25 protein-coding genes, 1 pseudogene and 1 riboswitch are annotated in these 25,971 nt (G+C 70.0%); of the genes and pseudogenes, 7 read left to right on the top strand and 19 right to left on the bottom strand.

Annotation, left to right across the window (positions count from 1 at the left end; genetic code table 11):
• Window positions 1-87 precede the first annotated feature (87 nt).
• The 5 genes from ACGFZA_RS05345 to ACGFZA_RS05325 all read right to left on the bottom strand — a co-directional run bounded on the left by ACGFZA_RS05345 (window position 88) and on the right by ACGFZA_RS05325 (window position 5,887).
• Window positions 88-1,854, bottom strand: a complete 1,767-nt coding sequence (locus ACGFZA_RS05345) for an ABC transporter substrate-binding protein (RefSeq protein WP_385286564.1) — start codon at window positions 1,852-1,854, stop codon at window positions 88-90.
• 72 nt (window positions 1,855-1,926) lie between these two features.
• Window positions 1,927-2,925 (bottom strand): ABC transporter permease, encoded by a 999-nt coding sequence (locus ACGFZA_RS05340; protein WP_385286565.1) that lies wholly within the window; start codon window positions 2,923-2,925, stop codon window positions 1,927-1,929.
• 421 nt (window positions 2,926-3,346) lie between these two features.
• A complete protein-coding gene (locus tag ACGFZA_RS05335; RefSeq protein WP_385286567.1) occupies window positions 3,347-4,153 on the bottom strand; it encodes an enhanced serine sensitivity protein SseB C-terminal domain-containing protein in 807 nt (268 codons plus the stop codon).
• 174 nt (window positions 4,154-4,327) lie between these two features.
• Window positions 4,328-5,098 carry an enhanced serine sensitivity protein SseB gene (locus ACGFZA_RS05330; RefSeq protein WP_393677250.1) on the bottom strand — a complete coding sequence of 257 codons (771 nt, stop codon included), beginning with the start codon at window positions 5,096-5,098 and terminating at the stop codon, window positions 4,328-4,330.
• Between the two features lie 102 nt (window positions 5,099-5,200).
• Window positions 5,201-5,887, bottom strand: coding sequence for an AAA family ATPase (locus ACGFZA_RS05325; protein WP_385286570.1), 687 nt, complete (start codon window positions 5,885-5,887; stop codon window positions 5,201-5,203).
• 169 nt (window positions 5,888-6,056) lie between these two features.
• Window positions 6,057-6,152: riboswitch (glycine riboswitch) on the top strand.
• Window positions 6,153-6,294: 142 nt separating this feature from the next.
• Between ACGFZA_RS05325 and gcvT the strand changes: the two genes are divergently transcribed.
• The 5 genes and pseudogenes from gcvT to ACGFZA_RS05300 form a co-directional block, all read left to right on the top strand.
• The gene (gene gcvT, locus ACGFZA_RS05320; protein WP_393677247.1) at window positions 6,295-7,461 is read left to right on the top strand and encodes a glycine cleavage system aminomethyltransferase GcvT; all 1,167 of its coding nucleotides are present in this window, start codon (window positions 6,295-6,297) and stop codon (window positions 7,459-7,461) included.
• Window positions 7,462-7,553: 92 nt separating this feature from the next.
• A complete protein-coding gene (gcvH, locus tag ACGFZA_RS05315; RefSeq protein ID WP_393677244.1) occupies window positions 7,554-7,931 on the top strand; it encodes a glycine cleavage system protein GcvH in 378 nt (125 codons plus the stop codon).
• A gap of 19 nt (window positions 7,932-7,950) precedes the next feature.
• Complete coding sequence (glyA, locus tag ACGFZA_RS05310; protein WP_385286574.1) at window positions 7,951-9,210, top strand: serine hydroxymethyltransferase; 1,260 nt, start codon at window positions 7,951-7,953, stop codon at window positions 9,208-9,210.
• A gap of 154 nt (window positions 9,211-9,364) precedes the next feature.
• Window positions 9,365-10,747: an L-serine ammonia-lyase gene (locus ACGFZA_RS05305; RefSeq protein WP_385286576.1), complete on the top strand. Its 1,383-nt coding sequence runs from the start codon at window positions 9,365-9,367 to the stop codon at window positions 10,745-10,747.
• A 356-nt stretch (window positions 10,748-11,103) separates the two neighbouring features.
• Window positions 11,104-11,358: pseudogene (locus ACGFZA_RS05300) on the top strand (type II toxin-antitoxin system VapC family toxin); the annotation flags it as partial.
• Window positions 11,359-11,513: 155 nt separating this feature from the next.
• Here the strand turns inward: ACGFZA_RS05300 and ACGFZA_RS05295 are convergent.
• The 14 genes from ACGFZA_RS05295 to ACGFZA_RS05230 form a co-directional block, all read right to left on the bottom strand.
• The gene (locus tag ACGFZA_RS05295) at window positions 11,514-12,287 is read right to left on the bottom strand and encodes a thioesterase II family protein (RefSeq protein WP_393677241.1); all 774 of its coding nucleotides are present in this window, start codon (window positions 12,285-12,287) and stop codon (window positions 11,514-11,516) included.
• A gap of 14 nt (window positions 12,288-12,301) precedes the next feature.
• Window positions 12,302-13,240 (bottom strand): beta-ketoacyl-ACP synthase III, encoded by a 939-nt coding sequence (locus ACGFZA_RS05290; RefSeq protein ID WP_393677239.1) that lies wholly within the window; start codon window positions 13,238-13,240, stop codon window positions 12,302-12,304.
• A 2-nt stretch (window positions 13,241-13,242) separates the two neighbouring features.
• On the bottom strand, window positions 13,243-14,190 hold the full coding sequence (locus ACGFZA_RS05285) for an acyl-ACP desaturase (protein ID WP_385286581.1): 948 nt from the start codon (window positions 14,188-14,190) through the stop codon (window positions 13,243-13,245).
• 3 nt (window positions 14,191-14,193) lie between these two features.
• Window positions 14,194-15,003, bottom strand: coding sequence for an SAM-dependent methyltransferase (locus ACGFZA_RS05280; protein ID WP_385286583.1), 810 nt, complete (start codon window positions 15,001-15,003; stop codon window positions 14,194-14,196).
• Entirely contained in the window at window positions 15,000-15,293 is a 294-nt protein-coding gene (locus tag ACGFZA_RS05275) for a ferredoxin family protein (protein ID WP_385286585.1), read from the bottom strand. Before ACGFZA_RS05275 ends, ACGFZA_RS05280 begins: the two co-directional genes overlap by 4 nt.
• A complete protein-coding gene (locus tag ACGFZA_RS05270; RefSeq protein ID WP_393677235.1) occupies window positions 15,290-16,093 on the bottom strand; it encodes a 4'-phosphopantetheinyl transferase family protein in 804 nt (267 codons plus the stop codon). The genes ACGFZA_RS05275 and ACGFZA_RS05270 overlap by 4 nt, the downstream gene beginning before the upstream one ends.
• Entirely contained in the window at window positions 16,090-16,944 is an 855-nt protein-coding gene (locus tag ACGFZA_RS05265) for a hypothetical protein (protein WP_393677232.1), read from the bottom strand. The genes ACGFZA_RS05270 and ACGFZA_RS05265 overlap by 4 nt, the downstream gene beginning before the upstream one ends.
• The gene (locus ACGFZA_RS05260) at window positions 16,931-17,185 is read right to left on the bottom strand and encodes an acyl carrier protein (protein ID WP_385286591.1); all 255 of its coding nucleotides are present in this window, start codon (window positions 17,183-17,185) and stop codon (window positions 16,931-16,933) included. Before ACGFZA_RS05260 ends, ACGFZA_RS05265 begins: the two co-directional genes overlap by 14 nt.
• Window positions 17,182-18,108, bottom strand: a complete 927-nt coding sequence (locus ACGFZA_RS05255) for a diiron oxygenase (RefSeq protein WP_385286592.1) — start codon at window positions 18,106-18,108, stop codon at window positions 17,182-17,184. Before ACGFZA_RS05255 ends, ACGFZA_RS05260 begins: the two co-directional genes overlap by 4 nt.
• Before the next feature lie 120 nt (window positions 18,109-18,228).
• Window positions 18,229-18,495, bottom strand: a complete 267-nt coding sequence (locus ACGFZA_RS05250) for a phosphopantetheine-binding protein (protein WP_385286593.1) — start codon at window positions 18,493-18,495, stop codon at window positions 18,229-18,231.
• A 130-nt stretch (window positions 18,496-18,625) separates the two neighbouring features.
• Window positions 18,626-19,615 carry a hypothetical protein gene (locus tag ACGFZA_RS05245; RefSeq protein ID WP_393677229.1) on the bottom strand — a complete coding sequence of 330 codons (990 nt, stop codon included), beginning with the start codon at window positions 19,613-19,615 and terminating at the stop codon, window positions 18,626-18,628.
• A 20-nt stretch (window positions 19,616-19,635) separates the two neighbouring features.
• The gene (locus tag ACGFZA_RS05240; protein ID WP_393677227.1) at window positions 19,636-21,345 is read right to left on the bottom strand and encodes an AMP-binding protein; all 1,710 of its coding nucleotides are present in this window, start codon (window positions 21,343-21,345) and stop codon (window positions 19,636-19,638) included.
• Between the two features lie 34 nt (window positions 21,346-21,379).
• Window positions 21,380-22,051, bottom strand: a complete 672-nt coding sequence (locus tag ACGFZA_RS05235) for an SGNH/GDSL hydrolase family protein (RefSeq protein ID WP_385286599.1) — start codon at window positions 22,049-22,051, stop codon at window positions 21,380-21,382.
• Window positions 22,052-22,139: 88 nt separating this feature from the next.
• Window positions 22,140-23,138 (bottom strand): hypothetical protein, encoded by a 999-nt coding sequence (locus tag ACGFZA_RS05230; RefSeq protein WP_393677224.1) that lies wholly within the window; start codon window positions 23,136-23,138, stop codon window positions 22,140-22,142.
• Window positions 23,139-23,342: 204 nt separating this feature from the next.
• Here ACGFZA_RS05230 and ACGFZA_RS05225 point away from each other — a divergent pair, with 204 nt between their 5' ends.
• Together ACGFZA_RS05225 and ACGFZA_RS05220 are read left to right on the top strand one after the other, a co-directional pair.
• Window positions 23,343-24,446 (top strand): zinc-binding dehydrogenase, encoded by a 1,104-nt coding sequence (locus ACGFZA_RS05225; RefSeq protein WP_393677222.1) that lies wholly within the window; start codon window positions 23,343-23,345, stop codon window positions 24,444-24,446.
• A gap of 113 nt (window positions 24,447-24,559) precedes the next feature.
• The gene (locus tag ACGFZA_RS05220) at window positions 24,560-25,810 is read left to right on the top strand and encodes an aspartate aminotransferase family protein (RefSeq protein WP_385286604.1); all 1,251 of its coding nucleotides are present in this window, start codon (window positions 24,560-24,562) and stop codon (window positions 25,808-25,810) included.
• The last annotated feature ends 161 nt before the right edge of the window (window positions 25,811-25,971 follow it).

Genomic DNA, 25,971 nt, shown 5'->3' with positions numbered 1-25,971 from the left:
GTGCCTTCACCTGCCTTTCGGGACAATTCTGGGGGTCCGGAGGCCGCTCCCCGGGGCGCGTGCGCGCCCCGGGGAGCGGGGCCGTTCCTACTTGGCGGAACCCATCAGCACGTAGTCGTACATGCCGAGGTAGGCCTGGGTGACCGTGACGTTCGTCGCGGACTCCGGGCGGAGCAGCAGGTTCTTGCGGTAGATCAGCGGCACGGCGGTGGCGCCTTCGGCGACAGCCCTGTCGACGTTGGCCCAGGCCTTCGCACGGGCGGTGTCGTCCGTGTTGGCGATGCCCTCGTTGAGCAGCTTGTTGATCTTCGGGTCGTTCAGTTCCTGGACGTTGTTACCACCGGACGGCTTGATGGCCGAGCCGTTGATGATCTGGTCCAGGAAGCCGAAGCCGGTCGGCCAGTCCGCACCCCAGGCGCTCATGATCATGCCGAGCTTGTTGGCGTGCACGTAGCTCGGGTTGCCCGCGAAGTTCTGGAAGTACTTGCCCGCCGGGAAGGTCTTGATCTCGGCGTTGACGCCGATCTTCTTCAGCGAGGCCTGCACCGCGGTGACCATGGCCATCTCGGCGGGACGGTCGGAACGGGCCGAGATCTTGGTGTCGAAGCCCTTCGGCTTGCCACACTGCTTCAGCTCGTCCTTGGCCTTCGCCTCGTCGCCCTTGTGGCCGGCGGACTCGTACATGTCGAACTTCTCATAGCCGTTGACCGTCGGCGGCAGCAGGGTCGTCGCGACGTCACCCTTGGGGTCGCCACCCTGCGCGGCCTGGACCGACGCCTTGTCGATGCCCCACTGCACGGCCTTGCGGCAGTGGACGTTGTCGAACGGCGCGACGTTGACGTTCAGACCGATGTACGAGGTGGCACCCGCGTACGAGTTGTCGGTCTGCTTCTTCAGTGCGGCCTTGGTGAGGACCTTCGGCTGGGTCGCCGGGGCGACACCGGTGCCGGCACCGTCGACGGTGATGTTGTCGGAGAGCAGGTTGTTGTCGACCGTCTCCTGCTTGACCTTGAAGCGGACCGTCACCTTGTCCGGCAGGGCCGGGCGGATCGGGTCGGTCTTCGGGTCCCAGTTCGTGTTGCGGACGAGGGTCGCGCCGCGGCCCTCGTCGTACGACTCGAACTTGTACGGGCCCGAGGACACGATGTGCTTCACATAGTCGGCACCCTTGTCCTTCGCGGCCGGCACGGGGGCCGTCTGCGAGAACGTCGCCAGGTAGTCGAAGTCCGCGAAGGCGTCCTTCAGCTTGAAGACGATCGTGAGGTCGTCCGGCGTCTCGATGGAGGCGATGCCGTTCGGGTTCTTGTCCTTGTACGGACCCTTGTACTTGTCGCCGCCGAGGAGGTGGGCCTTGAAGTACGTCGGGCCGTTGGACAGGGCCTCCGGCGCGAAGTTGGAGCGCTCGACGGCGTACTTGACGTCCTTCGAGGTGATCGGGGTCCCGTCGTCGTACTTGAGACCCTTCTTCAGCGTGTACGTCCAGGTCTTCGCGTCGGGGCTCGACTTGCCGAGGCCCTCGGCGAGGTCCGGGACGACCTCCAGGCCGTCCTTGCCGGCGGCCGGCTTGAAGGACGTCAGGCTGCGGCTGTACAGGCGGGCGAAGTTCTGCACCCAGCCGTAGTACGTGTTGCCGGGGTCCAGCGAGTCGGGCTCGTCGGACATCTCCAGCTTGAGCGTCCCGCCCTTCTTGTCCGTCTTGTTGACGATCGAGGTCAGCGCGGCGTCGGTGGCGCCGGCGCCACCGCCGCTGCCCTTGCTGCCGCTGCTGTCGTCGTCGGAGCCGTTGCACGCGGACGCTCCGAGCATCAGGACCACAGCCGTGGCGACCAACGCTGTCGTTTTTCTGGTCTTCACCTGAGGAAATCCCCCTCAATCGATGGTTGCCGTGGCATGTCGCACGTCGTCGTGACGAGCGCCCGGGCACTGCTACTTACTACGGGGGTCGAGCGCATCACGCAGCCCGTCTCCCAGCAGGTTGAACGCCAGCACCGTGACGAAGATGGCCACGCCCGGCACGATCATGTACATCGGGTCGTTCTCGTAGAAGTCGATCGCGTTGGTGAGCATCCCGCCCCAGGACGACTGCGGCGGCGCGATTCCGACTCCGAGATAGCTGAGACCCGCCTCGAAGAGGATGTTCGAGGGGATGAGCAGCGTGGAGTACACGAGAACGGGCGCCACCAGGTTCGGCAGCAGCTCCCGGAAGAGGATGAAGGGGCCGCGGGCACCCAACGACCGTGCGGCTTCCACGAATTCGCGATTGCGCAGGCTCATGGTCTGGGCGCGGACGATACGGCCCATGTACGGCCAGCTGAAGAAGCCGATCACGAAGATCAGTACGGCGATCCTCAGCGGCAGGCCCTCCAGGCCGAACGCGCCGTCCTGCAGCGCCGCCGAGATGGAGATCGCGAAGAGCAGCAGGGGGAAGGCGAGGAAGGTGTCCATCATGCGGCTGATGACGGTGTCCGCCCAGCCGCCGTAGAAGCCCGACACCACACCGAAGAAGACGCCGATCACCACGGAGAGCAGGGTGGCTCCGACCGCGACGACCAGGGACACCCACGAGCCCTCGATGATCCGGGTCATGATGTCGCGGCCGTACTGCGGCTCGACGCCGAGCGGATGGCTCCAGCTGATGCCGCCCCAGTCGCCCTTGGGGGCGAGCAGCGCGGGGTCGATGAGGTCCTGGTGGAACTCGTTGGGGTCCAGCCCGAAGACGGCCTGGATCGGCTTGGAGAGCACGGCGAGCAGGATCAGCAGGATGACAACGATGCCGCCGGCCACTGCCACCTTGTCGCGCTTGAAGCGCGTCCAGGCGATCCGTCCGAGCGAACGGCCTTCGATCTGGCTCTGTTTGACTCCCGTGAGTACTGCCTCCGGCTGCGCCTGGGCAGCCGATCCGGTGGTCTCGATCGGTGCGGTCACAGTGCCTCTGACCCCTCCCGCCGGCGGTGGCCGGCCCCTACTCGCCGCGGTGACGGCCTGGCGCGTGTCAGCCGGGGGTGCTTGACCCGGCTGATGTGTTCGGTGCGATGAATGCGTCTGTGGAGTGACCGCCGGTGCAACCTCGTACAAAGGGCGGACGATCCCCACTAGCCGGGAGTCTTCAACGCCGTTGCGATCACCCGCCAGACCTGACGGGGAATGTTTGCTCAAACGTGATGCGGTCAGTGAGCTTCCGTTATCCGGACAGTTTGATCGATTGAGCGGACTACTCGGCCGCTAATCCACCAGAACGGACATGCCGCCCAACGGGCGCTATTGAGTGGCTATTTGGGTGACCGCAGCGGGCGCGTTGTCCGCCGGATAGCCGTTTGTCCGATCCTGGGCAGGGGACCGCGCGGGGCTAGTAGGCGCGCGGGGCGGGACCGGGGGTCTGCGGGTAGCCGTAACCGGGAGCGACGACGGCGCCCCGGCCGGCCGGGGCGTGCGGCTCGCGGTCGTAGAACGGACGGGCGTTGGCACGCAGCCACATCGCGACCGGGTCGTACTCGTCGGCCATCGCGACCGTGGAGACCGGGAGCCCCTCCGGGACGGTGCCGATGGACTGCTGCATCATCGCCCGCACGGCGTCCACGGACGGCGCGCTCGTGTCGTACAGATCGAGACCGACGGCGAGGTACGGGACGCCGAGCGCGGGCTGCACCCAGGCGCGGCGCAGCGAGCGGATCGCGGGGGTGTGGTGGGCGTTCTGCGTGAGCTGGGCGTAGAACTGCGGGATCTCGATGGCGGGTTCACTGATCCGCAGCGGTCCGGCGGGCATCCGGTCGAGGCCGGTGGCGATCCTGCGCAGGTCCAGCCAGGGGATGCCCACGCCGCCGCCCCGCGCGTGCGGGTTCAGCCAGATGCCCCAGCGGTCGGGGAACAGGGCGCGGGCGATGTCGCGGCCGCCCACGACCTCGTGGTCCCGGCTCCAGCCGCTGGCGGAGAGCTCCTGGGCGGAGGTGACGCAGGGGGCGTAGCCGAGGCCGTCGATCTCCATGTTGCCGTACTGGGCGTCGGGCGAGCCGGCCCGGCCGTGCCAGAGCAGCATCCAGATCCGGTCGGCCGCCAGGGCCTGGAGGAGTGCCTCGTACGCGTCGTAGCGCCCGGGCGTCACTTGGCGCAGCATGTGCTCGACCTGCCCGGCCGCCGCGCTGCCTGCCGCACTCACCCTGGGTCCCGCCCCTCTTCGATCCAACGTCTCGGCCTGCCGCTCCCGGGCTCTCGGGGGCGGCGCGGTGCCGAGGCACCAGCCATCAAACCAGCTTATGCGGCGGCCCTGACACCGACTTGACTCCGCGGGCCGCGGCCGTCGGCCCGCGGCCCCGGCCCCCTTGCCGTGCCGCTACTCGGCGGGGCGCTGGTAGAAGGGCCGCACCCGGGCCCGCATCCAGTCGGCGACCGGGTCCTGGGCCACGTCGAGCAGCACCAGGTTGACCGGCCAGGGCACCTCGACGCGCCCCAGGGCCCGGCCCAGGGCGTCCATGGGCGCGTTGCGTCCGGCGCCCTCCCAGGTGGAGAACTCGATGCCGACGAAGAGGACGGGGTCGCCGCCCTCGATGCTGGCCAGGGCGCGGCGGGCGCTGAGCACGACGCCGCTGGCCTCGAACTCCCCGGCCGCGGCGGAGAGGAAGTCGACGGGCTCCTCCTGCCAGTCCGGCTCGTACAGCCGGACCCGGCCGCCGCTGGACGGTCCGTCGAGCGGGGTGCGTCCGGTCCGGCAGAGCTCGGCGACGGCGGGCGGCGGCAGCGGGACGCCGACCGCGCCGCCCGGGTTCACGGCGATGCCGAGCTGCGGGGGCAGGCCCCGGGCGAACTCGCGGGCGGGGGCCACGGTGAAGGACATATGGGCGCCGACGCAGGCGAGGAACTGCTGTTCGGAGCTGAACACGGGGACGTACGGCGCGCCCTCGATGTCCAGCGTCGGCAGATCGAGGTCGGTGGCATCCGGCGAGCCGCCGTTGGGCAGGGGCACCCAGAGGTGGCTGCGGCCGAGCACCTCCACCAGCCGGCCGCCCGCCTCCGGGCTGCCGAGCGAGGCGCTCAGCACTTCTTCGAGCTCGTTGGCCGGCCATCCGCCCTGCGGATGGGTCCGGGCCGGTGCCGGAATGTCCACTGTCTCCCTCTCTCGCCCCATGTCGTGCAGCAAGAGGTTAACGCCGCTCCCCGGTTACCCGTCGGGCACACACAGCCTGTCCAGCCCTCGGACAGGTCTGTCTCAGCCCTCACCCTGTGCGTCTGCGAATGTGATCCGCGTCAGCAGGCCCGCCGCCTCCCGGTCGAGCAGCACCGCCGAGGCGCATCCGAGCGGCAGCAGACCCGACTCGGTGTCCCGCAGCAGCCGCCCCACGGCCCTGCGGTGGCGGGCGAACGCGTACCCGGAGACCCCGCGGCCGCGCTCACGCTGTCCCTCCCGGGCCGTCTGCGGGGTGACGTCGAGCAGGACGAGGTGCAGGACGCGGCCGCGCCGCCGGGCGTACCGGGCGAGCCGGCCGCGCACCCAGGCCTGGGTGCCGCAGTCGTGGACGACGACGGAGACGCCGGAGCGCAGCACCCGCCACAGCCCCCAGTAGTGGGCGACGCGGACGAGCGGGCGGTAGAGGACGTACGGGAGTAAGCGGGGCAGCCGGGCCGCCCAGCGGTCCCTGGTGTCCTGGGAGTCGATGGCGTGCGCGGCGACGGCCCGTGCGATGAGGGTCGACTTGCCGCTGCCGGGCAGTCCGGACACCACCACCACGTCGCCCGCCGAGAAGTGCAGGCCGTGCGGGCTGTGCCCGCCCCGCTGCCGCAGGTCCCGTACGACAGGCGCGTGCGGGCCCACCCTCTCCCTGGCCGGCGCACCCGGCTGCGCGGGCAGTGCGCCGTGCGCGACCCCCGCGGTCGTCGCGTACCGCTGCAACGTCATCACCCTCCCCCTGTCGGCTGACCTACACCTGCCCAAGAAGTGTAAAGAAAAGGTAATGCGGCACAACCGTCCGACCCGCCGGATCCCCCGGAAGACCGGCATCGGTACCGGCCCCCCACTCTCCCGCAATGCGTGCGATGATGACCCCGTCAACTGCATATAGGCCGCTCGAATCCGCGCGGGAGAGTCCCGGCCATCGCGTGCCGGGCGCCGAAGGAGCAAGATCCTCCCTTGAATCTCTCAGGCCCCGTACCGCGTGGATGAGGCAGATCTGAAAAGCGAGTCGCCCTGCGGCTCCACCCAAGGTGCAAGCCGAACCCCTCCGGGGCCTCTCGGCGAACCTCTCAGGTTCCGATGACAGATGGGGAGGGATCGTCCTCGTCGTCATGCCCTGGGAGCCTTTATCCATGAGCACCGCCCCCCGCCTCACCGCCCACCCGTCGCCCGCCGCCACCCTGCCTGATAGTGCTGCGCACCAAAGCCCTATTCAGGCCCTGCACCGTTCGCTGGGTGCGACCATGACCGACTTCGCGGGCTGGGACATGCCGCTGCGGTACGCCAGTGAGCGCGACGAGCACAACGCCGTGCGCACGAAGGCCGGCCTCTTCGACCTCTCCCACATGGGCGAGATCACCGTCACCGGCCCCGAGGCCGTGGCGCTGCTGAACTTCGCGCTCGTCGGCAACATCGGCACCGTCTCCGTGGGCCGCGCCCGCTACACGATGATCTGCGCCGAGGACGGCGGCATCCTGGACGACCTGATCGTCTACCGGCTGGGCGAGACCGAGTACATGGTCGTCGCCAACGCGGGCAACGCCCAGATCGTGCTGGACGCGCTGACCGCCCGCGCCGAGGGCTTCGACGCCGAGGTGCGCGACGACCGCGACGCGTACGCCCTGCTCGCCGTCCAGGGCCCCGAATCCCCCGCCATCCTGGCCGCCGTCACCGACGCCGACCTGGACGGTCTGAAGTACTACGCCGGGCTGCCCGGCACGGTCGCCGGGGTCCCCGCGCTGATCGCCCGTACCGGCTACACCGGCGAGGACGGCTTCGAGCTGTTCGTCGCGCCCGGGCACGCCGAGCAGTTGTGGAAGGCCCTCACCGAGGCCGGCGCCTCCCGCGGCCTGATCCCGTGCGGGCTCTCCTGCCGCGACACGCTGCGCCTGGAGGCGGGCATGCCGCTGTACGGGCACGAGCTGACCACCTCGCTGACCCCGTTCGACGCCGGCCTCGGCCGGGTCGTGAAGTTCGAGAAGGACGGCGACTTCGTCGGCCGCAAGGCCCTGGAGGCCGCCGCCGAGCGCGCCGAGACCGCCCCGCCCCGCAAGCTCGTCGGCCTGGTGGCCGAGGGCCGCCGGGTACCGCGCGCCGGGTTCTCGGTCGTCGCCGGCGGCGAGGTCATCGGTGAGGTCACCTCGGGCGCGCCCTCGCCCACGCTCGGCAAGCCGATCGCCATGGCCTACGTCGACGCCGCGCACGCCGCGCCCGGCACCGAGGGCGTCGGCGTGGACATCCGGGGCAGCCACGAGCCGTACGAGGTCGTGGCGCTGCCGTTCTACAAGCGCCGGAAGTAGCGTCCGCACGCGTCAGGAAGTGACGCACTCCCGTCTCACACCGTAAGACCACCGTTCATCAGCACTCCCCCGCGTACAGGAGAATTCAGGTCATGAGCAACCCCCAGCAGCTGCGGTACAGCAAGGAGCACGAGTGGCTGTCGGCCGTCGAGGACGGTGTGGCCACGATCGGCATCACGGAGTACGCGGCCAACGCGCTCGGTGACGTCGTCTACGCCCAGCTCCCCGAGGTCGGTGAAACGGTGACCGCGGGCGAGACCTGCGGCGAGCTCGAGTCGACCAAGTCGGTCAGCGACCTGTACTCGCCGGTGACCGGCGAGGTCACGGCCGCGAACCAGGACGTCGTGGACGACCCGTCGCTGGTGAACTCCGCTCCGTTCGAAGGCGGCTGGCTGTTCAAGGTACGCGTCACGGATGAGCCCGCCGATCTGCTCTCCGCCGACGAGTACACCGCGTTCTCCGGCAACTGAGACCCCAAGGGACCACCTGATGTCGCTTCTGAACTCCTCCCTCCACGAGCTGGACCCGGACGTCGCCGCCGCTGTCGACGCCGAGCTCCACCGCCAGCAGTCCACCCTCGAGATGATCGCCTCGGAGAACTTCGCTCCGGTCGCGGTCATGGAGGCCCAGGGCTCCGTCCTGACCAACAAGTACGCCGAGGGCTACCCCGGCCGCCGCTACTACGGCGGCTGCGAGCACGTCGACGTGGTCGAGCAGATCGCGATCGACCGCATCAAGGCGCTCTTCGGCGCCGAGGCGGCGAACGTGCAGCCGCACTCCGGTGCGCAGGCCAACGCCGCCGCGATGTTCGCGCTGCTGAAGCCGGGCGACACGATCATGGGCCTGAACCTGGCCCACGGCGGTCACCTGACCCACGGCATGAAGATCAACTTCTCCGGCAAGCTCTACAACGTGGTCCCGTACCACGTCGACGACACGGGCGTCGTGGACATGGCCGAGGTCGAGCGCCTCGCCAAGGAGTCCAAGCCGAAGCTGATCGTGGCCGGCTGGTCCGCCTACCCCCGTCAGCTGGACTTCGCCGCCTTCCGCCGCATCGCGGACGAGGTCGGCGCGTACCTGATGGTCGACATGGCACACTTCGCCGGTCTGGTCGCCGCGGGCCTGCACCCCAACCCGGTGCCGCACGCCCACGTCGTCACGACCACCACGCACAAGACCCTCGGCGGTCCGCGCGGCGGCGTGATCCTCTCCACCCAGGAGCTCGCCAAGAAGATCAACTCGGCGGTCTTCCCGGGTCAGCAGGGCGGCCCGCTGGAGCACGTGATCGCGGCCAAGGCGGTCTCGTTCAAGGTCGCGGCGACCGAGGAGTTCAAGGAGCGCCAGCAGCGCACCCTGGACGGTGCCCGCATCCTCGCCGAGCGTCTGGTGCAGCCGGACGTTACCGAGGTCGGCGTCTCCGTCCTGTCCGGCGGCACGGACGTGCACCTGGTCCTGGTGGACCTGCGCAACTCCGAGCTGGACGGCCAGCAGGCCGAGGACCGGCTCCACGAGCTGGGCATCACGGTCAACCGGAACGCCATCCCCAACGACCCGCGGCCGCCGATGGTCACCTCGGGTCTGCGGATCGGCACGCCGGCGCTCGCCACCCGCGGTTTCCAGGCGGCCGACTTCACCGAGGTCGCCGAGATCATCGCGTCGGCGCTGAAGCCGTCGTACGACGCGGACGACCTGAAGGCCCGCGTCGTCGCGCTCGCCGAGAAGTTCCCGCTGTACCCCGGTGTGAAGTAGCCGGACCGGCGCGTTTGCACGTTGGGGAGGGGCACCCCGCACACTGAACAGTGAGCGCGGTGCCCCATCCCTTGTTCCCGCTCTTCGGGCCCACCCCCGCCCGTACCGCACCACCCGGCAGACAACGACGTCTACCACTGCTTAGGAGTCACCCGTGGCCATCTCGGTCTTCGACCTGTTCTCGATCGGCATCGGCCCGTCCAGCTCCCATACGGTCGGCCCCATGCGCGCGGCCCGTATGTTCGCGCGCCGGCTGAAGAACGAGGGCCTGCTGGCCCACACCGTCTCGATACGCGCCGAGCTCTTCGGCTCCCTCGGTGCCACCGGCCACGGCCACGGCACCCCCAAGGCCGTCCTGCTCGGCCTGGAGGGCGAGTCCCCCCGTACCGTCGACGTCGAGACGGCGGACGACCGGGTCGAGACGATCCGCGCCACCGGCCGGCTCAACCTCCTCGGCATGCACGAGATCGCCTTCGACGCCGACAAGCAGCTGATCCTCCACCGCCGCAAAGCGCTGCCGTACCACGCCAACGGCATGACGGTCTTCGCGTACGACCACGAGGGCGCCCTGCTCCTGGAGAAGACGTACTACTCGGTCGGCGGCGGCTTCGTCGTCGACGAGGACGCCGTCGGCGAGGACCGGATCGTCCTCGACGACACCGTCCTCAAGCACCCCTTCCGTACCGGCGACGAACTGCTGCGCCTCGCCCGCGACACCGGCCTGTCGATCTCCTCGCTGATGCTGGAGAACGAACGCGCCTGGCGCACGGAGGAGGAGATCCGCTCCGGCCTGCTCGGCATCTGGCGCGCCATGCAGGCGTGCGTCTCCCGCGGCATGTCGCGCGAGGGCATCCTGCCCGGCGGCCTCAAGGTCCGCCGCCGTGCCGCGAACACCGCCCGCCAGCTGCGCGCCGAGGGCGACCCGCAGACCCACGCGATGGAGTGGATCACCCTCTACGCGATGGCGGTCAACGAGGAGAACGCCGCGGGCGGCCGCGTCGTCACCGCCCCGACGAACGGCGCCGCCGGCATCATCCCGGCAGTGCTGCACTACTACATGAACTTCGCGGCCGGCGGCGCCACCGAGGCGGAGAAGGACGACAGCGTCGTCCGCTTCCTGCTGGCGGCCGGCGCCATCGGCATGCTGTTCAAGGAGAACGCCTCGATCTCCGGCGCCGAGGTCGGCTGCCAGGGGGAGGTCGGCTCCGCCTGCTCCATGGCCGCGGGCGCCCTCGCCGAGGTCCTGGGCGGCACCCCCGAGCAGGTCGAGAACGCCGCCGAGATCGGCATGGAGCACAACCTCGGCCTGACCTGCGACCCCGTGGGCGGCCTCGTCCAGATCCCGTGCATCGAGCGCAACGGCATGGCGGCGGTCAAGGCCGTCACCGCGGCGAAGATGGCGCTGCGCGGCGACGGCAGCCACAAGGTCTCCCTCGACAAGGTCATCAAGACCATGAAGGAGACCGGCGCGGACATGAGCGTCAAGTACAAGGAGACCGCCCGGGGCGGGCTCGCGGTGAACATCATCGAGTGCTGAGGTTGTAGGCCCTGACCAGCGCGTTTACGTCTTTCAGCGCTGTCAGGGCCTTCCCTGCTTACGCGGCGGAAAGTCCTGGAATCTCCCTGAGACAGGCGTGAAAGTCCCTGCAGAGTCCCTGACGGATCCTCGCCGATGGGCGCTCGACCTGGAAGTTCGCGACACCCGCGCAGCGATGGATGCCCCTCCGACACACCCGCTCGGAGAATCACCCTCATCCAGCGCCAACTGGAACGGGACCGGCTGCGCGAGCTCATCGAAGACGCGGAAACCGAACACGGCCCGGTCGATCAGGCGGCGGTCGACGCCAAACGCGCCATTCTCCGCGGCGACGCCGCGGGCTCGGCGGACGCCGCGTGAGCGGCACGCTCGTCCTGGACTGCGAGGGCCTGTCCAAACTGATGCGACGCACGCCCGAGATCACCGAGTGGCTGGCCGCGGCCGAAGCCGAAGACATCCGCGTCGTCACCAGCTCCGTCACCCTCGTCGAAGCACGCGACCCCAGGGTCGACCAGGCCCGCTTCGACTACGCAGTCTCCCGCGTGAACATCATCCCGCCCACCGAAGCCATCGCCCGCCACGCGAGCAAGCTCCTGGCCGCGGCCGGACTGCGTGCATGACACATAGGAGGAAACACTTCGCCGAGTCGCAGATCTGCTTTCATCCACGCCTCCTGACGGAACTTCAAGAGGCGTGGGCATGGAAGCGGGCGGCCGGAGGACCTCACGTCCTTCGGCCGCCCCTTCCGGCGTTCCGCGCCCCGACCTCAGCGCGCGCCCGCACCCGCGCGGCGCAGGGCCCGCTCCAGTACGTCCGCCACGAGCGGCCGGTTCTCCGGCGCCAGCAGTGCGAAGTGCTGTCCCTCCAGCGCGACCAGCTCGCACGACCCACGCGTCCAGGACGCCCACTGGGGCATCTGGTCGCTGGGGGCCAGCGGGTCGTCGTGCGCCGCCAGCACGAACAGGGGGGCGTCCACGCACCGTGCGCCGCGGTCCGATGTCTCCTTGCCGAGGGCCACGTCCGCGGCGAGGATCCGGGTCACCGCCTTCAGCAGGTAGGGGTTCTCCAGCACCTCCGCCGTCGTGCCGCCGCCGGCGAGCAGCACCTCGTACATCTCCTGGGGCGTCCGGGCGTCGAGGACCATCCGGCAGCCCCCGGGGACCTGCCCGCCGATCACCAGGGCCTTGCAGGAGTCGCCGAGGACCCCGGCGACGTGGAAGGCGAGCAGTGCGCCGAGGCTGTGCCCGAGCAGCACGGTCTCCACGTCCGGGTCCAGGAGTTCCTCGCGGGCGCTGTCCAGTACGTCGTCCAGCGTGCAGCCGGGCGGCTCGTTGAAGCGCCGCTCGCGGCCGGGCAGGGCGAGCCCCAGGATCTCGACGTCGGCGGGCACCGGCCCCAGGACGTCCGCCAGCGCGGTGGGGCCGGCCGCCGAGTGCGGCAGCACCACCAGCCGTCTGCGCGGCGCCGCGGGGGCGGACTCCGGCCGGCGGAGCACCGCCCACCACGTCCGGCGTGCGGTGGCGACCGGGTCTCGCGTCACGTCGGTCCCGTCTCTCAGGGGCAGCGGATGACCTGGCCCGCGTAGGCCAGACCACCCCCGAACCCGAACAGCAGGGCCGGCGCGCCGGAGGGGATGTCGCCCCGCTCCAGGGCCTTGGACAGCGCCAGCGGGATGCTGGCCGCCGAGGTGTTGCCGGACTCGACCACATCGCGGGCGATGAACGCGTTCCCGGCTCCGAGCCGCTTCACGAACGACTCGATGATCCGGAGGTTGGCCTGGTGGAGGACCACCGCGCCGAGGTCCTCCGGCGCCACCCCGGCCTTGTCGCAGACGCTGCGGGCGATGGCCGGGAGCTGGGTGGTGGCCCAGCGGTAGACCGACTGCCCCTCCTGCTCGAACGTGCCGTTCACGCCCTCGATGCGCACCACGTTGCTCAGCTCGGGTACGGCGCCCCACACGACGGGGCTGATCTCCGGCTCGGGGGCCGCCTCGACCACGGCCGCGCCCGCGCCGTCGCCGACCAGCACACAGGTGGTGCGGTCGTCCCAGTCGGTGAAATCGCTCAGCTTCTCGGAGCCGATCACCAGGGCGCGGGTCGCGGAGCCGGCCCGGATGGTGTGGTCGGCGGTGGCCAGCGCATGGGAGAAGCCCGAGCAGGCGACGTTGATGTCCAGCGTGGCCGCGCCGAGGATGCCCAGCTGGGCGGCGACACGGGCCGCGGTGTTGGGAGAGCGGTCGATCGCGGTGCAGGTCGCCACGAGGACCAGGTCGATGCCGTCGGGAGACAGCCCGCCGCGGTCCAGCGCGTGCTTGCCCGCCTGCGCGGCCATGAAGTCGACGGTCTCGTCGGGCCCGGCCACATGCCGCGTCTCGATGCCCACGCGGCTGCGGATCCATTCGTCGCTGGTCTCGATCCGCTGTGCCAGATCGTCGTTCGTCACGACGTTCGGGGATTGGTAGTGGCCCATGCTGACCACGCGTGACCCTGTCACTGTTACTGCTCCTTCGAATCCGCGAGAGACCTCTTCTTCGCCCGCATCGTTGCACTGACCTCGTCGAACCGTGCAGCCTTGCCCGTCATTTCGGACAGAAAGCGGCCCAGTTCGTCCTGGGCCTCGGCGCCTTCGGGGCCGAGGCCCGCGAATCCGAGGACGTTCAACTTCCGCAGGACCGGCAGGAGAACATCGTCGCGGTGGATCCGCACGTTGTAAATTCCCTCGACGGCGAGCTGCCGGGCGGCCTTCCGGAAGCCCGGAATGGAGTGTCCGGGCATCCGGAACTGCGTGATGATGTCCTTGAACGCCACCATGGTCCGGTCGGGCTCGACCTCCAGCGCGGACTCCAGCAGGTTCCGGTAGAAGAGCATGTGGAGGTTCTCGTCCTTGGCGATCCGCGTCATCATCCGGTCGCAGACGGGATCGCCGGAGACCAGGCCCGTGTTGCGGTGGGCCATGCGCGTGGCCAGTTCCTGCACGGTCAGATAGACCATCGAGTGCAGGATGCCGGCGCTGGCGTCCGCCTCGTGCCCCTTGGAGAGCTGGCCCATGCGGAGCCGTTCGAGCTCGACCGGGTCCACCGAACGGCTGGTGAGCAGGTAGTCCCGGATGGCGATGGAGTGGCGCCCTTCCTCCGCGGTCCACCGGTGCAGCCATTCACCCCAGGAGCCTTCGAGCCCGAACAGTTCGGCTCGCGAGTGGTGATAGCTGGGAAGGTTGTCCTCCGTCAGCAGGTTCACCACCAGGGAGATGCGGGCGACCTCGGTGATCTTCGACTGGTCCGCGCTCCACTCCTCCCCTCCCATCGGGCCGTTGAAGTTACGCCCCAGGTCCCAGGGGACGTACTCGTGCGGCATCCACTCCTGCGCGGTGCTGTAGTGGCGCTCCAGTTCCTTGACGACCGCGCTGTCGAGAGTGTGGAGGAGCCATACGTCGTCACGGTTCACGGTCTACTCCGGCTTCCGGCCCACACCGACGAAATAGTTGTGGTGCACCGGGGCGGTCTCCGTGTCGAGGGAGGTTCCGGTCTGCCAGTACACGGGGAAGACGACACCGGGTTCGACCACGTCGAAGGTCCCCAGCAGGGCCGCCGCCTGTTCCCGGGACCGCATCACGCAGTCGGTCCAGGCGTCGGCGTAGATGCCCCGCACCAGGTTGGCCGCGTCGTCGTTGACCGCGTTGGTCGCGACGGAGAACACCAGGTGGCTGCCGGGGGCGGCCTTGTCCCGGTAGGTCTCCAGGGCGGGCAGGACCTGCTCGTCGGGGAAGAAGTGCAGGACCGACAGGAAGAGGAGGGCGACCGGGCGGTCGAAGTCGATGAGGGCGTTGACTTCGGGCGACTCGAAGACCGCACCGGGGTCGAGCAGGCTGCCCTGCACGCTGGTCGCGTTCGGGTTGTCGGCGAGGAGTTCGCGGCCGTGCCCCACCGCCACCGGGTCGATGTCCACGTACACGACCCTGGCGTCGGGGTTGATCGCCTGTGCCGTCTGGTGGACGCTGCCCCGGGTCGGGATGCCGGAACCCAGGTCGAGGAACTGGTCGATGCCCGAGTCGACCGCGTGCCGCACGGCGCGGCGCAGGAAGTCCCGGTTCTCCCGGACCAGTTTGAGCAGGCCGGGCGCCGCGCGCATGGCTTCGCGGGCGACCTTGCGGTCGGACTCCAGGTTGTGGGTGCCGCCCAGCAGGTAGTCGTAGAGACGCGCGATGCTCGGCCGGTCGGTGTCGACCTCTTCGGTGACCCAGGAAGGGTTGACGGTCATGGCTGACTCCTCGGGAGGCGGGACGGGGTGCCCTGCGTGAAATAGGCTGAATTCAGCTCAAGGAAGGTGCGGGACTCTTCGGGCAGCTCGTCCTCCGGGTAGCAGGCGTCGACCGGACAGGCCATGGCGCAGGACTGGCAGTCGATGCATTCCGCGGGGTTGATGTAGAGCTGCTTCGCGCTGAGGAACTCCGGCGACCCGGGCAGTGGGCGGATGCAGTCCACCGGGCAGACCGCGACGCAGGACGCCTCCTTCACCCCGACGCAGGCATCGGTGATCGCGTAGGTCATGACTGAGTGGCCGTTCCCGTCTCTCCGGAGCTCTCTGCGGTCTCTGTGAAGCCCTCTGCACGGCTTCGCGTGCGGCTCTCCGTCCGGCGGTGGTCGCGGCAGGCGACCGCGGTGGCCGTGTAACCCGGCGCGGCCGAGCGCACCTCGTGGGCGAGCCAGTCCGCGCCGGGGTCCGGCAACGCGTCCGCGATACCGCTCAGCCCGGTGCCGTACGCCTTGACGTAGGCCTCGCGCGTCGTCCAGATCCGGTACCAGCGGGCAAGGTAGCCGTCCGGTGCGGCTCCTGCCAGAAGCCCGCGCTCCGCCGCGGAGAACACCCGCTCCGCCAGCCCGGTGACGTTGGGCCGGCCGGTGACGCGCTCGATGTCGATGCCCACCCGCAGGCCGTGCGCCACGGCGACGGCGACCTGGTCCCCCGCGTGCGACAGGTTGAAGTCGATGTCTGCGGGGTTCTGCTCGTACTTCCACAGATCCCCGTCGGACACGGACAGTTCCGGCCTGCCGTTGCGGCCGATGACCAGCGGTACCTCGGCCGGAGGGCAGCCCAGGCGGGAGGCGAGTGCCCATCGGGCCAGGGCCCGACCGGCGGTGTGGCGCACCCGCCCGCCCGGGGCGCCGATGCGCACCGCCCGCTCCGCCTCCGCACGCGAGGTGAGCTCTCCCGCCCGCAGACCGTCGGGGCCGGGCGCGGCACCGATGTCCGCGACCCATATCTCCACGCGCCGGCCGAAGGCCGTGAAGGAGTCGGCGCGCGGCGCGCCCAGTACCACTTCCGAGGCGGCGTCCATGACGGCCGTCATGTGCTCACCGTCGCCTCGACCGCGCCGAGCGCCTTCTCCACCGAACCGAAGTGGTCGATGAGCGCGTGCAGCCAGCGTTCGAGGCCCCAGCCGATGCACCCGGAGAAGGCGTACTCCCCGTCGCCGGTACGTATCCCGCAGCGCTCTCCGAAGAAGTTCCGGTGGAAGTTGACGGACGCGATGGCCACCGAACCCCCGTACACGACCTCCTCCTTCGCGGGGAACAGGCTCAGCATCAGCGAACGCCTGCCCTTCGCGTCGAAGAACGGGTCGCTGGCCGCGCGCACTTCCACGGGCAGGCCCAGCGCGGCGGCGAACTCGACGGTGAACCGCTTGAAGTCGGCTCCCCGGTCCAGCACGTGCTCACGCGTTCCCAGGAAGACCACCTCGCGCATGGTGAACGCCATGAGGCGGCGCAGTCCGTCGAAGTGCGTCTCGTTGCGGAAGCAGTTGGCCACGGTGGAGATGAGCGTGGCATCCTCCACCACCGTTGCGGCGAGACCCGGATAGACGGGGTAGCAAGCCGAGGACGGCAGCACATGCCCTGCGTCGCTCAGTGCGTCGTGGCCGATCGCGGGGTGCTCGGTGTTCACGACGAGGCCCTTGCGGGCGTCCTCGCGGACACCCGCGACGGGCAGCGCCAGATGCGGGAAGTTGTCCCAGTAGTCCAGCGCCGTCAGGTCGCCGGCCGGGATGAGCGGCGGATACGCGAGGGCGTCGGCGCCCGCCCGGGCACCCCACCCGGCGAAGATCCGGTCCAGTTCGCCGCGCAGGCGCAGCGCCTCGGGGCCGAGGGTGACGAGACCGCCGTCGGCGCGGTAGCCGTCCGCAACGATGTCACGCCTGGACATCGGCACCCTCGCCGTTGAAGAACCGGGCACGGATCCGGTTGAGGGTACGGAAGTCCTCGGGTGTCACCGAGTCCAGGGAGATCTCCTGTCCGGTGCGCTCCTCCAGGACGTACAGGAAACTGATGAAACCCAGCGAGTCGAGGATCCGGTTGTCGATCAGATCCAGGTCGGGGTCCAGGGTGGTCAGCTCCGGCTTGCGCGAGAGCAGGTACTCCGTGACGAAGGTGAGGTCGTCGCTCACAGCCGGGGGATCCTCTCGTCCTCGATGATCTGCTCGTTCGCCAGGAATTTGGTGGAGCGCCTCAGCGCGCGGGCCACGTAAGCGTCGAAGGCGGGGTCGGACACGACCTTGCGGCGCACGCCGTACGGGTCCTCGACGCCGGCGTCGCGGAAGGCGGCGGGGCTGCACAGCATCTCGACGGACGAGCGCATGTAGCGCTTGAGGTAGTCGCCGAGTTCCCTGATCTGCGCCGCGCTCAGTCGTGAGCGGAGCTCCTCGTGCAGGATCTGCACGATCTGGCGGCCGAAGGCGATGTGCCGCGACTCGTCCTGGTGGTGCACCGCGTTGACCTGGCGGATGGTGGGGTGCAGTCGCTCGTCGGTGCCCATGAACTGGTTGTAGACATCCACCAGCTCCTCGAAGATCAGCAGCCGGGAGAAGATCAGGAAGCTCTCGGCCTCGGGTATCTGCGGGCCGGCGAAGACGACCTGGCGGTCCGGGTAGATCTTGCCGCCGTAGTTCAGGCAGAACTTGGCGAAGAACCACATGTGGTCGTTCTCTTCGCCGATGATGTGGTGGAAGTACTCCGACGGGACCTCGAACCCGGTGGAGTGGATCCGCGCGATGATCGACGTCAGCAGTTCCCGGATGCCGTGCACGTTGACGCTGTAGAAGTTGATGCTCTCCCACTTGCTGATGGCCTTCAGCTGGTCCTCGTCGAACGTCCCGGCCACCTCCGTGCCGTACACGGTCATCAGTTCCGGCGACATCCAGTAGGCGTCCTCGTCGAGGGAGTCCGGCCACACGAACAGCTTGTACGGGTCGTAGTAGTCCCGCTCCGACATGGCCACGAGCCGGCCGAGCACGGACTGGAATCGGTTGCTGGTCCGGAGTGCGCCGTCGATGGTCCGAAGCGGCTCCGCTGGTGCGTTGGCTGTGGTCATCTGCTCTCGTCTGTCGGAGGGTGGTTCGCCACTGCGCGGACGCATGCGGCGAGGGAGGGGGTGGCGGCCGGGAATGCTCCCGGCCGCCACCCCGGCCGGTGCCGCGCGGCGGACCGGTTGTCAGGCGTCCTGCGGAGCCGCGCCGGTCACCTTGCCGATCAGCCGCTCGACGTCACCGACGGTGGCCAGGTCGGCGACCGCGTCCTCCTCGATGACGTTGATGTCGAACTCGCCCTCCAGGGCGAGGGAGAGCTCCATGAAGGTGACCGAGTCGTAGCCCAGGTCCTCGATGAGGCGCTCCTCGGAGGTCGCCGTGCGCTCGCCGAGGGGCGACATCTTTCCGGTGATCTCACGGACGCGTGCGGCGATGTCGTCGAACGATGCCATGGCTGTATTCCTCTTCCAGAAGGGTGGGACAGAAGGGTGGGACAGAAAGGTGGGATCGAGTGCTGCTGCACGATCCGGACCACGGCGGGTCCGGAGAGGGAGGGGCAGGCCGTTGGCCTGCCCGAGGGGGTCAGGTGGTGACCAGACCGGTGCGGCCGGCGCGGCGCACCGGGTGCTTGGTGCTCCACACCTTCTCGTAGAGGTCGAGATTGCGCTCCAGGGCCGCGTCGAACCGCTGCTCCGCCTCGGCCGCGAGATGCCCGAGCCCGATCAGGTCCGTCTGGCGCACCACGCGCTCCCGCGCGGCGTTCCACTGCGCGGTCAGCTGCTTCGCACGCTGGGCGAGAGCCAGCGGGATCATCGGGGTGAGGGCCCGCTGCCGGGGGTTGACCAGCACCTCGACCGTCTTGTCGATGCCCGCCCAGTACGTCTCGGTGATCACCTCGGCGTAACCGTTCGCCGCACCCAGCCGGGTGGCCGCGAGGCCGTAGGTGAGATGCCGGGTCTCGTCCCGGGTGACGTTGGTGAGGCCGGTCTCCAGGGCGGGCAGTCCGCCCAGGGAGCGGACGAACGTCCGCAGCCCCTTGAGGCCGGCGGCGGCGAGGACGCCCTCGGTGATCAGGTGGTACCAGACCACGCCCGCGAACCAGACGGTCGGCTCCCCGTCGGCCTCACGCACCAGCCGGGTCGCCTCCCGCAGCGTCGGTTCGAAGACGTTGCCGTACGCGGACGCCAGGCCCAGGTCACCGTCGGGAGCCAGGTCGGCCTCGGTCACGCCCACCGCCCTGAGCAGGTACTGCTTGAAGAACTGCACGTGGCGGGCCTCGTCGGCCATCTGCGTGCAGAGGTATATCCGGTCCTCCTCGGTCGGCGCGTGGTCCACCAGCGAGCTCAGTGTCTGGGTGACGCTCACCTCGCCGATCTCCAGGTCCGCCAGCGCGGCGAGGAGTTCCTTGCGTACGAACGGTGTCAGCTTGCTCCAGCGCTCGGCGTCCTGCTCGACCGCGAGGTCGGCCACGCTCCACTGCTGCTGCTCCCACCGGTCGTACAACTGGGCCGGGCTGGGCAGGTTCACCACAGCACTCCGGTCACTGGTCTCCAGGATGTCTTCGGCACTCATGTGATTCCCTGCTCTCGCTCTCAGGCCTTCGCCGCAGTGGGCAGGCTTCCGAATTCCACGGTCCAGTCGGGCCCGGTGCCCGGTCGCAGCAGGCGCTCCCACATCGTGCGGCGCCGTGGCTTCCCGCTCGACGTGCGGCTGATCGAGCCGCGGCTGCCGCGCAGCACGGTCACGTCCAGCGCGCCGAGCGTCTGGGCCGCGACCCGGTCCCGGGCGGCGCTCAGCCAGTCCGGGGTGATCCGTCCCTCGGCGAAGACCACGACGTGACCGGCGTCCTCGGTGGTGCCGAAGGCGACCGCGCACTCCACCGAACCGCCCAGGTGCCGCAGTCCGTTGAGTTCCGCCTCGACGTCCTCCGCGTACAGGCTCGTGCCGCGCACCTTCACGGACTCGCCGATCCGGCCCACCACGTAGAGCTCTCCGTCGTCGATGAACCCCGCGTCCCCGGTGTGCAGGCCGTCCGTGCCGAAGGGCTGGACCTCGCCGGGACCGAGCAGATACCCGGCCGCCAGCGACCGCCCGTCGAGCCGGATCTCTCCGAAGTACCCTTCGGGCAGTTCGGTGCCGTCCGCGTCGACGACGGAGAGCCCGCTGCCGTGCACCGCGACACCGCAGCCCGTCAGCCAGCCGTTGCCACCCACCCGGTCCTCACCGAGGACGCCCCGGCCGGAGACGGGGACCGGCTCGCCGTCCCGGAGCTCCGCGGCGTTGATCTTCGCCAGGACGGAGCCCCGGCCTGCGGGCACCCCGCTCGCCGCGACGGTGGTCTCCGCCAGGCCGTACGCGCCGACGAGGGTGCGCACCGAGAAGCCGTGCGGGCCCAGCAGCGCGGAGAAGTCGGCCACCCCGACCGGGTCGATCCGCTCGGCGCCGAGGATCGCGACCCGCCAGCGGGAGAAGTCCATCCCGTCCACCTGCTCGGGCGAGACCCGGCGGGCGGTGTACGCGTACCCGAAGCTGGGCGATGTGGTGAGGGTGACCCCTCTGCGTCCGAAGCACTCCAGCCAGCGCAGCGGTGAGCGCAGGAACTGGTTGGGGCGCATCAGCCACACATCGGTGCCGGTCGTCACCGGCATGACCATGCCGCCGATCAGCCCCATGTCGTGGTGGAGCGGCAGCCAGCTCGCGAACGAGTCCTCGTCCGTCCAGCGCAGCCAGCGCCGGATGGCTTCGACGTTCGCCTCGAAACTGCCCCAGGTGACGCGCACGCCCTTGGGGTTGCCGGTGGAGCCGGAGGTGAACTGGAGCAGAGCCAGCTCCTCGTCCCGGCGGTCGATACCCGGCAGGGTGTCGTACCGGCCGTCCGGGTCGGCGAGATCGCCGGGGCACACCACCTCCGCCGTCTCGCAGCCGGCCTCCTTCAGCGCCGGGGCGACGACGTCGGCGTGGTCGTCCTCCGTCAGGACGAGGCAGGGGTCCGCTGTGCCGAACACCCGTGCCAGGTGCGCGACATAGCGGTCCGTGCCGCGCAGCGCCGTCGCCGGGGCGAGCGGCGCCGGAACGGCGCCGGCGAGCAGCGTCCCCATGAAGGAGCTGACGAACCGGTACGGATCGTCAAGGATCAGCGAGACCACCTGCCCCCGGCCCGCACCGCGAGCACGGAGCTGGTTGGCGATGCGCCGGGTGTCCGCGGCGAGCTGGGCATAGGACGTGAAGTGCCACGCCCCGTCGTCGCCCGCCAGGTGGATCCCCCGCGTGGCCCTGGGGTTCTTCAGCCAGTCAAGCAGCATGGAAACTCCGCATCCTTGGGTCCCGCCGTCGTCGTCAGCGCGCGAGGTGCGCGCTCAGCGCCCGAACGGTGTCCGCCGCGATCGCGGCGTGTCCTCGCATCGAGTTGTGGATCTTGTCGTCGCTGTACATGTCCGCATCGGCGCGGGCCGGGTGCTCCCACAGGTCCACGAACACCGCCCCGTGCTTCTCGGCCACCGCCCGTACGGCCGCGTTCAGCCGGATCATCCGGTTGCGGCCCGGGAGCAGTTCGGGGAGCGCCGCCGAAGCGTCCATCAGGCCGAACAGCAGGACGTCCGAGCCGGTGGCGCGCAGGGCGCCCACCATGGAGCCGATCGACTCCCCGACCGCGTCGGCGTCGAAGCCCCGGGCGAAGGCGTCGTTGCCGCCGGCGACCAGGCAGGCCAGATCGGGGGCGAACTCCAGGACCCGGCCCATCTGCCGCTCCCGGATCTGGTCGCTGCGCAGCCCCCGGTGGCCGAAGTTGGCATACGTCAGGCCCGGGTTGACGCGGTCGAGGGACTCCCGCAGCCGCTCGCCCCAGGGGACGGTCCGGTATCCCGGCACGGGCTGGCCCAGCCCCTCCGCCGCGCTGTCACCGAAGACGACCAGCCTCTTCCAGGGCGCGGATGCCAGCAGGGCGTCGCTCTCGGCCGCGCTGACGCAGTACGGGTCCGCGGATTCGGCGGAATGGTCGTGGTCCGTCATGACGGCTCCTTCGGTGGGTGAACTGCGCTCGGCCGTACCGGCGTCGGACGGGGCCGGCGTGCCGGAAGGCCCGCCGGCCTTCCGGCACTCACTGACGCGTGACCTTTCTTACGGTCGTCCTGCGTCCGGGCGTCCGGTCCGAGCCTCGGCAGCGGTGGCGGGCCATGGTCCCATCGGCGGAGATGGAGGTGGGCAGGAGGCGGTTGAGCAGGGATCCCAAGCATGCCTCGGGCAGTTCGGGGTCTGCGTCCTGCGCGTACTGCGTCAGTTTCCGGAAGGCGAAATCAACACATTTGACGACGCCGTCGTCGTCCACGACCTCCACCCAGGAATGCGCGAGATCGAGCACGCCGAGAATCCATCCGCGGCGCGTGCGACATTCGTATCCGGCGGCCCTGAATTCCTCTTCCAACGCCAGGCTCGCCGTAATGCACGGGGCGACACCCGCGGCCAGAACACGCTTGTATTCGGCTTGGAGCGCCTCGGGCATGCGCGCCCACGCGTAGTCCTCGGCCAGGAAGTCGGCGACGATCGACTTCAGCCGCGGCGACACCAGGGTGCGCAGTTCCCCCCGGGTGCGCAGCTCGCCGGCGAAGCGCACAGGGCCCCGCCCCTCGATGACGGTCCCCCCGTCCGTCACGGTCGCGCCCGCCGGGTCCGTACGCCGGCCGAGCAGTTCCCCGCCCGCCGCCTCCGGCTGCAACCGGGCGTGCTCCCAGCGCGCGTCGGGCCCGCAGCCCTCGCCCAGCGGACAGGTGAGTTCGATGGCGAACGTCCAGTCCAGCGGCTCGGTCCAGGTCGCCGGACCGCCCCGCATCCACCGCAGCGCATAGCGCATCGAGATCTCCGGCAGCGAGCTGCCGGAACCGGAGGCCAGCGCCACGTTGAACAGGTCGTACCGGTCGAAGAGCTGCACGCCGTCCTGCTCCGAGCATGCGAGGCCCGCTTCGACCAGCAGGTCCAGCACGGGCTCCGCGCAGCGCAGCGTGTCCAGGGCGGCAGGCCGGTCCACGGTGAGGTCCCGGTAGTCCTCGGGCATGACGAAGACCGTGTCGAGGGCCTGGATCCAGCCGTCTTCACCCGCCATGATGCGTCTCTGCCTTATCTGTGCGAAAAACGGCTGCGCCCCAACAATCTTGATCTGAAGAAAGTCTAGGCATCCGGGTCCGGGGTCACGCAAGGTGCCGTAACCCGCGTTTTAGTTGCAGAGAATGCGAGGTTTTAGCGAGCCGTAATCAAGTTGCTGGATGCTGTCTCCTGCAGGTTCCATAGGTGAATTCCCGCAGGGGGCGTGGTGCGAGCAGTCGTGGTGGCCGAGCCGTCCGGTGACTGGCGGATCCAGGAGGTGACCCTGGCCGATCCGGGCACCGACGAGGTCCTCGTCCGGGTCGACGCGGTGGGCCTCTGCCGGACGGACTTCTCGCTCGGCGGCGGCCGGCTGCCACAGCGCTTCCCCTTCGTCCCCGGCCATGAGGGCGTCGGCACCGTGGTGACGACCGGTGCCGATGTCCGCCGGGTCTCCCCCGGTGACCGGGTCCTCTTCAACTGGACGGGGCCCTGCGGCGCCTGCTGGTTCTGCGAGCACGGCCGGTCGGCCCTGTGCTCCGGCGCGGTGTCCAACCGCCGTACGGAGCGCATGACCCTGCCGGACGGCCGGAAGGTCCAGGCGGCCATGGGCGTCGGCGCGTTCGCCGAGCAGGCTCTGGTGTCCGAGCAGAGCGTCGTCCCGTTCACCTCACACCTGTCCGACACCGTCGCGGCCACCCTCGGCTGCGGAGTGGCCACCGGATTCGGAGCGGCGTCCCACACGGCGGCGGTGATGAGCGGTGAGACGGCCGTCGTCATCGGCGCGGGCGGTGTCGGACTCACCGTCATCCAGACCTGCGTCGCGCGCGGAGCCGCCCGTGTCATCGCGGTGGACCCGTCGCCGGAACGCCGCGACCTCGCACTGAAGCTCGGAGCGCACGAGGCGCACGACCCGTCCGCCTCGCTCGCCGGGGCGGTACGCGATCAGTCCGGGGGCCGTGGCGCGGACCACGCCTTCGAGTGCGTGGGGACAGCCGCGACGATCCGGCAGGCCTGGGGCCTGACCCGGCGCGGCGGCAAGGTCACCGTGGTCGGCGCCGGATCGACGTCCGACCGTGTGCAGTTCAGCGCCTTCGAACTGTTCCACTCGGGCCGCATCCTGCAGGGCGCGGTCTTCGGAGACTTCGAACCCGCCCGCGACCTGGGCCCGCTGTGCGATCTCGTCGAGGGCGGGCAGCTCGGCCTCGACGGGGCGCTCGACGTGCACCACGGGCTCGGCCGAGTGGGCGCGGCCGTCGCGTCGTTCGAGTCCCGCCGCTTCGCCCGGACCGTGCTCCTGCCCAACGCGCCCGACCGGCCGGCGGGGTGACAGGCCGTCCCGTGGCGCGCGCCGGGCACGGATCGCTCCCGCTCCGCGGTACCTCCCCGGTATGTACGCCGCCGCCCTTCCCCCGTACCGAGAACCTCGGAGGACTCCCGCGCATGACCACGAGAAGTGTCGTCATCGACCGCTACCGTGCCCACATCGGCGAAGGGACCGTCCGCCTCGCCGAGGCGCTCGGCCTGCCGGTCGAGGAGCGCAGCGAAGGCGCCCACCTGTACGACGAGGAGGGCACGCGCTACCTCCAGTTCGGCGGGTACGGGGTGTTCATCCTCGGCCACCGCTACCCGGCGGTGGTCTCGGCGCTGCACCGCCAGCTGGACCGCCATCCGATCTCGGGCAAGACCTTCCTGTCCGCGGAGATGGCGGAGGCGGCCGCCGAGTTGGCATCGGTGGCACCCGCGGGCCTCGACCGGGTGTACTTCGGATCCGGTGGCGCCGAGGTGGTGGAGACCGCGCTGAAGCTCGCGCGGGCCAACGGTCGCAGGCGGGTCATCGCGATGCGGGGCGGCTTCCACGGCAAATCGCTCGGGGCGCTCAGCGTGACCGATCGCATCGCGCTCCAGATGCCGTTCCGGCCGCTGCTGCCCGGCGTGGAGACCATCCCCTTCGGGGACGAGGCGGCGCTCGCCGAGGCGCTTTCGGCGGGGGACCCGGCCGCGGTCATCATCGAGCCGGTCCAGGGCGAGGGAGGCGTGAACCTGCCGCCCTCCGGCTATCTGAGCGCGGTCGCCCGGCTGTGCCGTGAGCACGGGGCCCTGCTGATCGCCGACGAGATCCAGAGCGGTCTCGGCCGGCTCGGCACCTGGTGGGGATGGGACGAGGCCGAGGCGGGGCCGGACATCCTCCTGGTGGGCAAGGCCCTGGGCGGCGGCTGCATCCCGGTGAGCGCGGCGGTCTGCACGGCCGAGGTGTTCCGCCCGCTCGACCGCAACCCGCGGCTGCACAGCGCCACGTTCTCCGGCTACCCGCTGGGCATGGCCGCGGCCACGGCCACGCTGCACGCCCTCAAGGAGGAGAACCACATCGAGCGGGCCGAGGTCCTCGGCCGGCAACTGCTGCACATCGTCACCGCGGCAGTGGCGGACGTGCCGTCCGACATCATTCGCGAGGTGCGCGGCAGGGGCCTGCTGTTCGGGATCGAATTCACCGCGCCCGCGCATGTGAAGACGTTCATGACGGAGCTGATCAGGCAACGGGTCATCGCCACCACGACGATCGGCAAGGACACGGTGATCCGGTTCTCGCCGCCCGCGATCCTCACCGAGGACGATGTCGAGTGGTTCCGCACGGCGATCACTTCCGCGGCCGGACGCCTCCTGAGCGGGCAAGGCTCCGGATCGGCGGAATAGGCCGTTCCGGGATTGCGGCTTCCTGCCCACCGGCTCGACCCAGACTTCCTGCCACCGGCTCGACCCAAGGAGGCGTAACAGCGAACTGGCAGGTCAGGAGCGCTCCGATAGTGCCACTCCTTCGCGATACCGAAAAGATCCAGCCATGGCGTATCTTCGCC

The sequence above is a fragment of the Streptomyces sp. NPDC048211 genome, assembly GCF_043202315.1.
Taxonomy (GTDB): Bacteria; Actinomycetota; Actinomycetes; order Streptomycetales; family Streptomycetaceae; genus Streptomyces.
The sequence above is the reverse complement of the archived record's forward strand: the minus strand, read 5'-3'. Positions and strand labels throughout refer to the sequence as shown.

What these genes read in the sequence shown, in the direction of transcription:
- ACGFZA_RS05325 (WP_385286570.1), bottom strand. Translation starts at nt 5,887, where the DNA reads ATGACGTTGCAGCGGTACGCGACGACCGCGGGGGTCGCGCACGGCGCA.
- gcvT (WP_393677247.1), top strand. Translation starts at nt 6,295, where the DNA reads ATGAGCACCGCCCCCCGCCTCACCGCCCACCCGTCGCCCGCCGCCACC.
- gcvH (WP_393677244.1), top strand. Translation starts at nt 7,554, where the DNA reads ATGAGCAACCCCCAGCAGCTGCGGTACAGCAAGGAGCACGAGTGGCTG.
- glyA (WP_385286574.1), top strand. Translation starts at nt 7,951, where the DNA reads ATGTCGCTTCTGAACTCCTCCCTCCACGAGCTGGACCCGGACGTCGCC.
- ACGFZA_RS05280 (WP_385286583.1), bottom strand. Translation starts at nt 15,003, where the DNA reads ATGACCGTCAACCCTTCCTGGGTCACCGAAGAGGTCGACACCGACCGG.
- ACGFZA_RS05275 (WP_385286585.1), bottom strand. Translation starts at nt 15,293, where the DNA reads ATGACCTACGCGATCACCGATGCCTGCGTCGGGGTGAAGGAGGCGTCC.
- ACGFZA_RS05270 (WP_393677235.1), bottom strand. Translation starts at nt 16,093, where the DNA reads ATGACGGCCGTCATGGACGCCGCCTCGGAAGTGGTACTGGGCGCGCCG.
- ACGFZA_RS05265 (WP_393677232.1), bottom strand. Translation starts at nt 16,944, where the DNA reads ATGTCCAGGCGTGACATCGTTGCGGACGGCTACCGCGCCGACGGCGGT.
- ACGFZA_RS05255 (WP_385286592.1), bottom strand. Translation starts at nt 18,108, where the DNA reads ATGACCACAGCCAACGCACCAGCGGAGCCGCTTCGGACCATCGACGGC.
- ACGFZA_RS05250 (WP_385286593.1), bottom strand. Translation starts at nt 18,495, where the DNA reads ATGGCATCGTTCGACGACATCGCCGCACGCGTCCGTGAGATCACCGGA.
- ACGFZA_RS05245 (WP_393677229.1), bottom strand. Translation starts at nt 19,615, where the DNA reads ATGAGTGCCGAAGACATCCTGGAGACCAGTGACCGGAGTGCTGTGGTG.
- ACGFZA_RS05240 (WP_393677227.1), bottom strand. Translation starts at nt 21,345, where the DNA reads ATGCTGCTTGACTGGCTGAAGAACCCCAGGGCCACGCGGGGGATCCAC.
- ACGFZA_RS05235 (WP_385286599.1), bottom strand. Translation starts at nt 22,051, where the DNA reads ATGACGGACCACGACCATTCCGCCGAATCCGCGGACCCGTACTGCGTC.
- ACGFZA_RS05230 (WP_393677224.1), bottom strand. Translation starts at nt 23,138, where the DNA reads ATGGCGGGTGAAGACGGCTGGATCCAGGCCCTCGACACGGTCTTCGTC.
- ACGFZA_RS05220 (WP_385286604.1), top strand. Translation starts at nt 24,560, where the DNA reads ATGACCACGAGAAGTGTCGTCATCGACCGCTACCGTGCCCACATCGGC.